General features: G+C 41.6%; 10 protein-coding genes. 1 reads left to right on the plus strand and 9 read right to left on the minus strand.

All coding sequences use genetic code 11. The annotated features are described in order from the left end of the window. Positions 1-14 precede the first annotated feature (14 nt). From pheS to thrS, 5 genes are all read right to left on the minus strand, one after another. Positions 15-995, minus strand: a complete 981-nt coding sequence (gene pheS, locus EV690_RS13220; protein WP_131913468.1) for a phenylalanine--tRNA ligase subunit alpha — start codon at positions 993-995, stop codon at positions 15-17. A gap of 169 nt (positions 996-1,164) precedes the next feature. Further along, positions 1,165-1,518, minus strand: a complete 354-nt coding sequence (gene rplT / locus EV690_RS13225) for a 50S ribosomal protein L20 (protein ID WP_131913469.1) — start codon at positions 1,516-1,518, stop codon at positions 1,165-1,167. Between the two features lie 18 nt (positions 1,519-1,536). Then, a complete protein-coding gene (gene rpmI / locus EV690_RS13230) occupies positions 1,537-1,734 on the minus strand; it encodes a 50S ribosomal protein L35 (RefSeq protein WP_131913470.1) in 198 nt (65 codons plus the stop codon). A 98-nt stretch (positions 1,735-1,832) separates the two neighbouring features. Further along, complete coding sequence (gene infC / locus EV690_RS13235; protein WP_131913471.1) at positions 1,833-2,375, minus strand: translation initiation factor IF-3; 543 nt, start codon at positions 2,373-2,375, stop codon at positions 1,833-1,835. A gap of 3 nt (positions 2,376-2,378) precedes the next feature. Then, positions 2,379-4,304, minus strand: a complete 1,926-nt coding sequence (thrS, locus tag EV690_RS13240; RefSeq protein ID WP_131913472.1) for a threonine--tRNA ligase — start codon at positions 4,302-4,304, stop codon at positions 2,379-2,381. A gap of 345 nt (positions 4,305-4,649) precedes the next feature. On the opposite strand from thrS, the gene EV690_RS13245 reads away from it, so the two are divergent. Next, positions 4,650-6,059 (plus strand): MATE family efflux transporter, encoded by a 1,410-nt coding sequence (locus tag EV690_RS13245; protein ID WP_131913473.1) that lies wholly within the window; start codon positions 4,650-4,652, stop codon positions 6,057-6,059. A 48-nt stretch (positions 6,060-6,107) separates the two neighbouring features. Here the strand turns inward: EV690_RS13245 and EV690_RS13250 are convergent, their stop codons facing one another. The 4 genes from EV690_RS13250 to EV690_RS18755 all read right to left on the minus strand — a co-directional run bounded on the left by EV690_RS13250 (position 6,108) and on the right by EV690_RS18755 (position 12,975). Continuing rightward, positions 6,108-6,641, minus strand: coding sequence for a cell division protein ZapC domain-containing protein (locus tag EV690_RS13250; RefSeq protein WP_131913474.1), 534 nt, complete (start codon positions 6,639-6,641; stop codon positions 6,108-6,110). Between the two features lie 65 nt (positions 6,642-6,706). Beyond that, complete coding sequence (gene pyrD / locus EV690_RS13255; RefSeq protein WP_131913475.1) at positions 6,707-7,717, minus strand: quinone-dependent dihydroorotate dehydrogenase; 1,011 nt, start codon at positions 7,715-7,717, stop codon at positions 6,707-6,709. Positions 7,718-7,770: 53 nt separating this feature from the next. Then, a complete protein-coding gene (locus EV690_RS13260; RefSeq protein ID WP_411675419.1) occupies positions 7,771-12,600 on the minus strand; it encodes an NAD-glutamate dehydrogenase in 4,830 nt (1,609 codons plus the stop codon). Positions 12,601-12,732: 132 nt separating this feature from the next. Continuing rightward, positions 12,733-12,975 (minus strand): DUF2835 family protein, encoded by a 243-nt coding sequence (locus EV690_RS18755; RefSeq protein ID WP_131913476.1) that lies wholly within the window; start codon positions 12,973-12,975, stop codon positions 12,733-12,735. Positions 12,976-13,120: the final 145 nt, after the last annotated feature.

A 13,120-nucleotide genomic window follows, 5' to 3' on the forward strand; every position in this document is an offset into this window, starting at 1 on the left:
TGTCTACCTATCCCTTAATTGAATTGCTTGAGAAAACGCAGGTCATTTTCGAAAAAAGCCCGCAGGTCGTTCACGCCATAACGCAACATCGTCAAACGCTCTACGCCCATGCCAAAAGCAAAACCAGTGTAGTGTTCAGGGTCAATATTCACAGCCTTGAGAACATTTGGATGAACCATTCCACATCCAAGGATTTCTAACCAACCATTCTTACCTAGAATATCAACTTCAGCAGATGTTTCAGTGAATGGAAAATATGAAGGCCGAAAGCGAATTTTAAGATCGGTCTCAAAAAAGTTTTGTAAAAAGTCATACAAAACACCTTTAAGCTCAGTAAAACTGACATCGGTATCAACCATGAGCCCTTCGACCTGATGGAACATGGGTGTATGAGTCTGATCATAGTCATTACGATATACTCGTCCGGGGGAGATAATCCGAATGGGTGGTTTTTCAGCCTCCATGGTACGAATTTGCACCCCAGATGTTTGAGTACGAAGGACAAGTTCTGGATTAAAATAAAAAGTATCGTGATCCGCGCGCGCAGGATGATGTTTAGGGATATTTAGCGCATCAAAGTTGTGAAAATCATCTTCAATTTCAGGCCCTTGTCGAGTCGTAAACCCAAGTTGACCAAAATACTGCTCAATACGACTAATGGTACGGGTGACCGGATGCAATCCCCCCAAAGAATTACCCCGTCCGGACAAACTAACATCGATACTCTCACTGGCCAATTTAGCGTTAAGAGCGGCCTGTTGAAGAGCTTCACGTTTGACGTTAATCGCCTGAGTAATTGCCTGTTTTGCTTGGTTAATTGCTTGACCTGCAGCAGGCCGTTCTTGCGGACTCAACTGACCCAGGGTCTGCATCTGCTGAGTCATTAACCCTTTTTTACCTAAAAATTCAACGCGGACTGTGTCCAACGCTGCCAGATCACTAGCTTCTTCCACTTGAGAAAGAGCTTGGTTTACCAGCGTTTCAAGTTGTTGCATGTGTTCCTCTATCCTGCTCGGAATCGGGTGTGCGAAAAAATATAAGAGCTAAATATTAATCGAAAGTCGCTAAAATGGCTAGGCAACCAACCCAAAAGTGCCACATTATCAAGGAATTCAGACACGAAAAAGCCCGGCTATTGCCGGGCTCTTCCATATTCTCAAAAACTTACAGTTCGCTTTTAGCTTTTTCAACCAAAGCAGCGAATGCAACTTTATCAAATACAGCGATGTCAGCTAAGATCTTACGATCAATTTCGACAGACGCTTTTTTCAAACCGTCGATGAAACGGCTGTATGACAGACCGTTCTGACGAGCAGCGGCGTTAATACGCGCAATCCATAATTGACGGAATTGACGTTTACGCTGACGGCGGTCACGATAAGCATATTGACCAGCTTTAGTTACTGCCTGGAACGCTACGCGATAAACGCGTGAACGAGCACCATAGTAACCTTTCGCCTGATTCAGGACTTTTTTATGACGCGCACGAGCTGTTACGCCACGTTTTACTCTAGCCATCTGTAATCTCCTTTAAACTTAAGCGTAAGGCAACATACGTACGACGGATGCAATATCAGATTTTGCAACCATGCTTTTTGCACGCAATTGACGTTTAACTTTCGTACGACGCTTAGTCAGGATATGACGCAGGCCAGCTTGTTTACATTTAAAACCACCAGAACCGGTTTTTTTGAAGCGCTTCGCTGCGCCTCTGTCAGTTTTTAATTTTGGCATTTACATGCACTCCGCATTGGGATTAATAAACAGCAGCAAGGCGAACAAAACCAGCTATTCATATGAATAGCTGGTTATAAGTTACTTGAAAGCCTTAACTACTTCTTCTTAGGAGCAAGTACCATGACGGCTTGTCGGCCTTCCATTTTAGGAAATGCTTCAACGATAGCCAGTTCTTCCAGATCGTCTTTAATGCGATTCAAAAGATCAAACCCTAAACGTTGATGTGCCATTTCCCGTCCACGGAAACGCAAAGTCACCTTGGCTTTATTGCCCTCTTCAATGAAGCGAATCAGGTTGCGTAGTTTTACCTGATAGTCGCCCTCATCAGTTCCAGGTCGGAATTTAACTTCCTTGACCTGAATCTGTTTTTGCTTTTTCTTCTGCTCTTTTGCAGATTTACTTTTTTCGTAGAGGAATTTCCCGTAATCCATAATTCGGCAAACAGGAGGCTCAGCATTAGGGCTAATCTCTACCAGATCAACACCTGCATTGTGTGCTTTATCTAAAGCATCCTCAATTGAAACAACCCCTATCTGCTCGCCTTCAGTACCAATTAAGCGGACTTCGGGAACTCGGATCTCACGGTTAATTTTATTTGGTCGAACAACTTTTTGCTGACCTCTTCTTCCACCTTTTATAACTTATTCCTCCGACATTGTTATCACACGGTTGTCGATTTCGGTACGCACTTGATGAATAAAATCAGCGACTTTCATTTTACCTAAATCGACGCCCTTACGAGTACGAACTGCAACTTCTTGCGCTTCTACTTCTTTGTCACCAATGACTAGTAAGTAGGGTACCCGTTTTAGCGTATGTTCCCGGATTTTAAAACCAATTTTTTCATTTCTAAAATCTGCAGACGCGCGAATTCCAGCTTCCTTAAGCGCAGCTACAGTCTGTTTGACAAAATCAGCCTGATTATCCGTAATATTCATTACAACGACCTGAGTTGGCGCAAGCCATACCGGGAAGAAGCCAATATATTCTTCAGTTAAGATACCAAAGAAACGTTCTAAAGAACCTAATATAGCACGGTGAATCATCACCGGAACCTTACGTTCGTTACTTTCAGCGACGTAAGATGCTCCCAAACGCCCAGGCATTGAGAAATCTAACTGAATTGTACCACACTGCCATGCCCTGTCCAAACAATCATATAGAGTAAATTCAATCTTAGGCCCGTAAAACGCACCTTCGCCAGGTTGAATCTCATATTCAAGTTGATTATGCACTAACGAATCTTTCAGTGCATTTTCAGCTTTATCCCAGATTTCATCACTCCCGACTCGTTTTTCTGGACGAGTTGACAGTTTGACAGCAATTTTATCGAAGCCAAAAGTACTGTACATGTCGTAAACCATTTTAATACATGAGGAGACCTCGTCTTGTATTTGATCTTCTGTACAGAAAATATGGGCATCATCTTGTGTGAAACCGCGCACCCGCATTAACCCATGCAGAGCTCCGGATGGTTCGTTCCTGTGACAACTCCCAAATTCAGCCATTCGCAGCGGCAAATCACGATATGATTTAAGTCCCTGGTTAAAAATCTGGATATGGCCTGGGCAGTTCATTGGTTTAATCGCGTATTCACGATTTTCTGAATTCGTGGTAAACATGTTTTCAGCATATTTATCCCAGTGACCAGAACGTTCCCACAATACACGATCCATGATCATCGGTGCTTTCACTTCTTGATAATCATATTCACCTAGTTTTTCACGAACAAATTTTTCCAGTTCACGGAAAATGGTCCAACCATCATTATGCCAAAAAACCATGCCTGGTGCTTCTTCTTGCCAGTGGAACAGATCCAGAGCTTTTCCGACTTTCCGATGGTCTCGTTTGGCTGCTTCTTCAAGTTGTGTCAGATAAACTTTAAGCTGTTTTTTATCAGCCCAAGCAGTCCCGTAGATCCGTTGCAACATTTTATTGTTACTGTCACCACGCCAATATGCTCCAGCCACTTTCATCAATCTAAAATTTTGACAGAAACGCATATTAGGTACATGAGGGCCACGACACATATCCACATATTCCATGTGATGATATAAACCTGGACGGTCGCTGGGATCGATGCCTTCGATAATTTCTAATTTGTAAGGCTCATTGCGTTCACTAAACACACGCTTTGCTTCATCTACCGAAACTTTTTCTTTAATCACTTCATAGTTAGTTTTAGCTAACTCTTTCATGCGCTTTTCTAACGTTTCCAGATCATCCTGCGTCAGCGAATGTTCCATATCGACATCGTAATAAAATCCTTTGTCGATAGTTGGGCCGATGGCCATTTTCACATCGGGCCATAATTGTTTAATTGCATGCCCCAACAAGTGCGCACAAGAGTGACGAATAATTTCTAGACCGTCTTCATCTTTCGCTGTAATAATCTCGACTTTCGCATCGTCACTGACTGTATCGCAAGCATCAACTCGTTGGCCGTTTACTCGACCTGCAATACATGCTTTAGCTAAACCGGCACCGATACTGGATGCGATTTCAGCGATTGAGACTGGATTATCGAACTGACGCTGGCTTCCGTCAGGAAGCGTAATAACTGGCATAATGATTCCTTACATTCACAGTGGTGACGCCTACCAAACATCACATGCAAATATGAATTTATTTATAGATTTGAAAGTAAATTTTGTGAGCTTGTCCGTTACTATCGGACAATGATGCTAATCGTAACGGAACCAACCCATAAACTCAAATGGAAATAATGACTATTTAAGCAATCTAATTTTAGTTTTTAACGTGTCTAATCAAAGTGTTAAGAACATGAAATTGTACTTAAGATAAGTTGATCATTTCGCTAAAACTCAACAAAACAAATAAAGTCGTATTATCATTCAAAAGAATGTACCCTCTACAGATCCAAATAATTTTAAGAATAATATTGTGTTGTTATGAAGCGTTTCTATAAACAAGAAATGGTGCGTTTAATTAAACTCGCTTTTCCTATTTTAGTCACTCAGCTAATTATGATGGGAATGAGTGTTGTCGATACACTCATGGCCGGTCAGGTCAGTGCAACTGACCTCGCTGCAGTTGCTTTGGGAAGCAGTCTAATTATGCCGCTTATTTTCTTCTGCCAAGGAACGTTATTAGCAGTTACACCAATCATAGCTAACCATTATGGCGCTAAACGATACCGGTATATTCGTCGCACGCTAATGCAGTCTCTATGGTTAGCTTTAGTACTCAGTATCTTCGCGAAATTAATTTCAACGCAGCTATATCATCTCTGCGCGCTGATGAGTCATGATCAGCGCTTAATTTATTTGGCCAATGAATACATTGATTTTCTATCTTGGGGGATCTTTGGGGCTTGTTTTTATCAAGCATGGCGAGGGATTAACGAAGGCGTTGGCAATACCCGTATCATTATGGTATTTGGTTTAATTGGGATTCTTCTCAATGTTCCTATTAACTATATTTTTATCCATGGTTTGTACGGCATGCCCAAACTAGGTGGTGCAGGTTGTGGCGTAGCAACGGCGCTTGTATTTACTTTTATGGCTATCAGTCTGGCTATTTATGTCTATTGCTGTAAACGTTATAAGCCATTAAAGCTGTTACATATCCGGATAAAGCCGCGCCAAGATCGGATCTTAGCCATCGCTAAACTCGGGATCCCTATTGCATTTTCCATTTTCTTTGAGACAAGTCTATTTTCAGTCATTACGATTCTTATGGCGCCATTTGGGACGAATACTGTCGCGGCACATCAAATCGCTATCAATTTTATCGGTGTCATATTTATGGTGCCTTTAAGTATTGGGATGACGATGACAATCCGAATAGGCCATCTACTCGGAGAACGGCAATTAGAAAAAGCTCGCAAGATCGGGCTCTTAGGAATAGGCCTGTGCCTACTCATTGCACTTGTTACCGCAACACTTACTTGGCTATTGCGACCACAAATTGTGGCACTTTATACCAATAATCATCAAGTTCAAGCAATTGCAATTCGATTATTACTCGTTGGGGCTGCATTTCAGCTATCTGATGCTCTGCAAGTCGTTACTGCTGGAGTATTAAGAGGCTACCAAGATACCCGCAGTGTGTTATGGATTACATTTATTAGCTATTGGCCAATTGGTTTGGGCAGTGGTTGCATATTGGGAATGACTGAATGGTTAACGCCAGAGCCACTAGGTGCTATAGGATTTTGGCTCGCATTTGTGTTCGGCTTAAGCTGTGCAGCAGTCATGTTGCTTATTCGATTTTGGCGATTGAGCCATCATTATGAAAAATGGAACCCACCCATAAACGGTAAACTTCGTCAAACAATACAAACCAGTACCAGCATTTAAATAAAAATACCTACCAGATTCGGTAGGTATTTTTATCCTAGCGGTACCCTAAACGGCCCGCGCATACTGCTTTACACTTTCGGGCTCAATAATGCGGTCACGCATCACCTTGATCACATCAAATTGACTCATCGATTTTGCATCACTGAGCCAAAGTTCCTTATCAAGGTACATACAAAGCGCCGAAGTAGGTTCAGCTTCAACCACCATAAACCAAGCCAAAGATTTTTGGGTTTTCAGTTGGATCAATTCACCAAATTGGCAAGGCTGCATCTCACTACCCTGCACAAAAAACCAACTTTGAGGCATCATTGGTTTATGATAATACTTCATGGTCAATGCATTCAGTGCTGTCTGAACTTTAATCGGGTCAGGCCAATCAATCCCTTCTAAAACCTCTAGTAAATAAAGGTAATCCTGAGTCTGCTCACAAGTAAACTCTCCAGCTTGTGAAGCAGCCGAACTCATCTTGCGTCCCTCAAGTTCACTGACAAACTGCATCTGTTCTCCAAGCAACAACGTCATCCGCTGTAATTTAGAGTCAAACAACCAATGCCAATTTTTATTCGGGTGCAACAACATATCCCAACCTTTATTAAAAGTATGCGTTAGGTATATTTCATTTTAGTTGAATATTCAACAAAAATTTATATTGCTTGGCAAATTTGATGGATTAATTCTGGTCCACGATAAATGAATCCACTATAAATTTGGACTAACTGAGCGCCTGCATTTATTTTTTCTTTTGCAGCCATTGCTGAATCAATCCCTCCAACACCAATAATTGGAATTTGGTTATTTAAATAGTGATGTAATTTTTTAATAATAATAGTCGAAGGCATTTGCAAAGGTCGACCACTTAATCCGCCTTGCTCATTGCTATAGCGCATTCCTTCAACCATACTTCTATCGATAGTTGTGTTGGTTGCAATCACTCCATCGATATGATGAGTAAGCAGGCTATCGGCGATCTGCTCCAATTCTTGATCGGTCAGATCAGGCGCTATTTTAACGACTAATGGCTTACGCACGCCTAATTGTTTCGCTAACTCTTCACGTTTATTATCAAGACTACTTAATAAATCATCTAAAGCTTCACCATATTGCAGTGTCCGCAGCCCCGGGGTGTTAGGGCTAGAAATGTTAATTGCAATATAAGAAGCATAAGGATACGCCTTTTCTAAGCAAATAAGATAATCATCCTTTCCTTTTTCTACAGGAGTGGTGAAATTTTTACCAATATTAATTCCTAGGACGCCTTTATAATTTGATCTTTTGATCTGTTCGATCAAATGATCAATCCCTTTATTATTAAATCCCATTCGATTGATAATGCCTTCGGCATCAACTAACCGAAAGATACGGGGCTTATCATTTCCATCCTGAGGTTTAGGAGTCACTGTTCCCACCTCTAAATAACCAAATCCCATAGCTGCAAATGCATCTAGACATTCGCCATTTTTATCTAGCCCTGCAGCCAGCCCGACTGGATTCGGAAAATCGATTCCCATTAAATGAATAGGCGCGTGTTCTATTACCTGCCGATACAGATAACTCACAGGGGTACGCCCGGTGGCCTTAAATGCTGCCAGAATAACATCATGTGCTCGTTCTGGGTTGAGTTGAAACAGTAAACTTTTTGCCAGTGGATAATACATTGGAACTCCCTTAAGGTCATCCCCCGAAGGTGCGGGGCTTCGGGGGGCATAGTTTACCTGAAATCAGCGCAGTTTAAATTCAATAAATTGAGTTCACGCAATAATACTGAAAATTTAGCAAATTCATGTGTGTTTGATGTCTTAAAATCAGCCAACATGTGCTGCCAACGTCCAATAATTTGAGTGTGTGCATTCATCCAATCATCAACTCCTGGATCAGCTTCAAGATGCTTCTGCTCAAGCCAACGTATCGTATGTGTCGCTAATACGCGTTGCTGCCAATCGAGCTCTTCACGAAACGATGATCTAGCTAATGCCTGCCAGTGATTATCCACTGGCAACACTAGAATTTCATTGAGGAACCAATGCAGCCCCATTTTAGCTCCCAAACTAAAATACAAATCAGCTACATAGAAATCCGAGCTTTGAACTTGTTCACTGATTTCAGCAATATCTAGACAAGCAAAGATGGAACTTAGCTCTGCAACTTGCCGAGCAATATCTTCAGGTACACCTTGTGAATGCCAATCATTGACAAGATCTTGGATTTCTTTCACTTCTTCAGGAACCAATGCGTCATCCATTAACTCAAGTAACGTTTGATGCACACCTCGATAACGCGCAATCTGTTCATTAATCGTCAACTTACGATTACGCTGACGCAAGAAACGCCGCACAGCTCGGCGCATCAGCCCCCGAACACTACCCATCAATTGCAATTGAAGTTTGGCTTCAACCTTATTATCTAACGTTTCGATCGCTGTAAATAACTCACTCGTTTTAAATATTTCACGGCTCATGATGTAGCAAATACAAATTTCCACGGCACTCGCACCGGTATCATCTTTCAACCTTGCAACAAAATTAAAGCCCATATCATCAACTAACTGATTCGCCAATCGCGTCGCAATAATTTCGTTGCGCAGAGGATGACTCTCCATTTGCGTAGCATATTTTTTTCTTAGTAGTGAGGGAAATGCTTCGTTTAGAACCTGTGAAAAGTAGGGATCGTCATTCAACTCAGGAGTATTAAGCTGTTCTTTCAGCACCATTTTCGCATACGCCACTAAAATCGCCATTTCTGGTCGAGTAAGTCCGATGTTGGCGGCGATACGTTCACTTAATTCATCATCATTAGGCAAATATTCTAACTGACGGTTGAGCAACCCATCACGTTCTAATTCGTGAATGAACCGGATATTCTCTTTGCTAATTCCCTGACCTAGCGCGTCTGTAATGCTAATCGTTTGACTCTGACGATACGCATTTTTTAGAACGATAGCTGCCACATCATCGGTCATTTTCACCAGCATTGAATTACGCTGTTTTTCTGTGAGGTCACCATTGCTAACCAATGCGTTCAGCAATATTTTGATGTTAACTTCATTATCAGAACAGTTAACGCCCCCGACGTTATCAGTAAAGTCGGTATTCACATAACCACCATTAAGCGCAAATTCGATCCGCCCTAATTGGGTAACCCCTAGGTTGCCTCCCTCTGCGATAATTTTGGCCCGAACGTCTTTCCCATCTATCCTCAGTGGGTCATTCGTTCTATCACCAACGTCACTATTACTCTCTTTAGAGGACTTAATGTAAGTACCGATTCCGCCATTCCAAAGTAAGTCAACCGGAGCAGTTAAGATCACTTTGATCAAATCATTTGGCGTTAATTTCTTACTTTGACAGCCTAAGGCTTTTTGCATTTGCGGTGTTAAGCTAATGGACTTAGCTGATCGCAAAAATATTCCGCCTCCCTTTGATATCAGACTCCGATCATAATCATCCCAGCTCGAACGCGGTAAGTTAAACAAGCGCTGACGCTCAGCAAAGGAACTTACTGGATCCGGTGTTGGATCGATAAATATATGCATGTGGTTAAATGCAGCCAAGAGTTTCGTCTGCTTAGATAACAACATACCGTTACCAAAAACATCTCCAGCCATGTCCCCGATACCCACGCAAGTAAATGGTTCTTTTTGGCAATCCTTACCTAATTCACGGAAATGTCTTTCTACCGATTCCCATGCGCCTTTAGCCGTAATCCCCATCCCTTTGTGGTCATAGCCATGACTTCCGCCTGAAGCAAACGCATCACCCATCCAAAAGTTATAACTTGAACTAATTTCATTAGCAATATCCGAAAAAGTCGCAGTCCCTTTATCGGCAGCAACGACCAGATAGGGATCTAACTCATCTAAACAGATTACATTATCCGGATGGACACTCTCTCCTGAGACAATGTTATCGGTAATATCTAACAACCCACGGATGAATATTCGATAGCAAGATTTGCCTTCCTTCAACCAAGCATCTCTATCAGAGATATCCGGTAATTGTTTGCAAACAAATCCCCCCTTGGCCCCTACAGGAACAATGACCGTGTTTTTAACTTGCTGCGCTTTTACTAATCCTAGTATCTCGGTCCTGAAATCTTCGCGCCGATCAGACCAACGCAGTCCTCCTCGAGCAACCTTGCCAGCCCGCAAATGGATCCCCTCTACTTTGGGAGAATAGACAAAAATTTCAAATTTCGGCCGAGGTTCAGGCATCTCCGTAATATTTGCCGGTAAGAATTTAAATGATATATATGATTTTTGCTGATTATCTTGATAATAGTTAGTTCGGATCGTCGCTTCGATCAGTTCTAAGAAGCGTCTAATGATACGATCATCATCTAGATTCTCGACCTGCTCGAGAGCCGCGATAATCTGTTCATGTAAGGTTTTTTCTGTTTCTGCATCGACTCGTTCCGGGCAAAAGCGGCTATGGAATAGATTCACTAACATTGCCGCTATTTCAGCATATCGGCCTAGCGTTTCTTCAATATATTGCTGACTAAAATTAGAGCCGATTTGGCGCATGTACTTGGCATAGGCGCGTAATATTGCAACATTGCGCCCAGTCAAACCAGCCCTTAAAACCAGTCTATTAAACCCATCGTTTTCGATATCGCCTGACCATACATTCGACAAGGCATCTTGGAAATTATCCCGGCACAACTCCAAGTCGAGTTCTTGGGACCCCGAATAAAACATAGTGAATTCTAAAATCCAGTAATCTTTATCGTCACTGGTTTGGATTCGATAAGGTGACTCACCGATAATTCTAAGCCCCATATTTTCGAGCATAGGCAAAATATCAGATAAAAACAGCGGAGCCCCATAATGGAATAGTTTAAGATTGAGTAAACTACTACTACGTTTTTGCTCCTGAGCTCGGTAGAAAATCATCCCAAGTTGCTGTTCTGATTGTAGCTGCTCTAACTCAATAATATCTGCAACAGCCGACCCCGGCATAACCGATTCTTTATAGGAACGAGGGAATGCCGATTGGTAGCGATGAGCCAATCGCTGGGCATCATCTTCGCCAAAATTAGCACTCAATGAGTCAATTAATTTATCATCCCAATTGCGGGCGGCTTCGATCAAATTCTGCTCCAGTTCTGCTTTGTTTACGTTTTCTCTTGGTTGCTCAACACGCACGAGATAATGAGTTCGGGCTAATGCGCCCTCGGTAAAGTAAGTCGAAAACTCGACATCTCCCACGCCGTTAAAATAACTTTTTAAAATGCTTTGGGTTTGCTGACGAAATGCCGTGTTAAAACGATCTTTAGTGGTATACACCAAGCACGAATAAAATCGTCCATAGACATCTCTGCGCACAAACAGTTTAACTTGATCCCGCTCTTGGATCTGGAAAACTTCAGTCCCTGTTTCGAGTAACTCATCTTCACTTTCTTGAATCAGTTCGTCACGCGGATAGGTCTCAATAAAGTTCATTAGTGCTTTATATGCATGTGAGCCTTGAGCAAATCCGGACTGCTCCATTATCCGCTTCACTTTTTGGTTAATCAGCGGAATCCCCATCACACTGTGGTTATAAATAACCGAGGCATACAGCCCTATAAAACGGTGCTCACCAATGACATTATTATTTTTATCAAACGCTTTGACACCGATGTGATCAATATAAGCTGGACGATGGATTCGTGACTTAAAGCGACTCTTATTGAGTAACAACGGATCATTATTCAAAGCTAAAAAACGGGCTTCTTCAGGAACAGATGATAAAGATACCGTGCGGGTTTCTATATCGCCGCGGAAAATCCCATATTTTTCATCTCCCGAAGGTTCCAGATGATAATCACCTCTTACGGGAGTTAGAGAATAAAATCGATAACCAATAAATGTGAAATTATCGTCACTTAACCATTTTAGAAAATCAATGGGTTGAGTGAAGTCAAGATTCTGCTTTTTGCCCTCGGCAGCTAAATCATCACACACTTCTAATAGTTTTTTATGCATGGATTGCCAATCGTCAACCACCAATGCAATCTCAGTTAACACTTGGTCAATTTCATCTTTAAGACGAGCAAGTGCATCTTTTGATGTTTGCCGATCAATTTCGATTAAAAACGCAGTCTGATGCGGAATATCTTTGCGTTGGTGTGTTTTGGCAATTAATTCGATTTCCCCCGATTTAGCTCGCTCAACCGCTAGAGGCTCATGCAAAAATAGATGAACGTTCACCCCAACTCGATTGAGCGCCATCCGAATAGAATCCACTAAAAAAGGCCGGTCTTTGACAACTACTTCAATGATCGTATGAGGTGACTGCCAACCATGTCTTGATAATTCAGGATTAAAAACATAGATGTGAGTTTTATCGACAGTTGAATCTTGCAGCGCATTCCATAGATTGATCCCCATTCCGTACAAATCACTGTCACTATGATGCACTAAATCTTGGGATGACAGCCCATCAAACATCTGTGCCATGAATTGTTGAGCAATTACGGCCTCTCGCTCATCCAACTTTTGAGCCACTATAGAATAAACTTTTTCAAGTAATACAGACGAAACATGCATTCTGGTCATCATTGTGATCCTTACTTCGGAATACGAACGGCTTTATTAAATATAGAAACGGACCCACATTAAATATAGAAGTAGATCCACAATATTTATCTGGAAAAACAAATAAAATTCGTAATTTAGGTAGCTGCCACTGCATCAAGCGATACGCTCTAGTGAATGAAATTTATTCAGGTCATCTGTTATCAGACAAAAATAACCTCTAATCCCCAATTGACTGACAAATGGCAAAAAATTTGAAGCATTAGTTTTGATGGTCAAACCCTCGTCAGTTTCTATAACCAAGTATCGAGCGCTGCCTTGATAGACCTGTAAAAATTCTTCATAACTGACACTAATATTGAATCGGTAATATTTCATTATTAATGATAGTTCCACCATCAAGCGACTAGATCAGCGACCTTTTCAGAGGTTACCTTGTCTCAAGTCATATTAATTTGCGATAAGTTTAAAAATTAAATTTATAACCATCGAACCATCTATTTTATCGATCAGTATCACGAAAAAAGGAGCCTAAGGCTCCTTT

The sequence above is a fragment of the Celerinatantimonas diazotrophica genome (assembly GCF_004339545.1).
Classification (GTDB): Bacteria; Pseudomonadota; Gammaproteobacteria; order Enterobacterales; family Celerinatantimonadaceae; genus Celerinatantimonas; species Celerinatantimonas diazotrophica.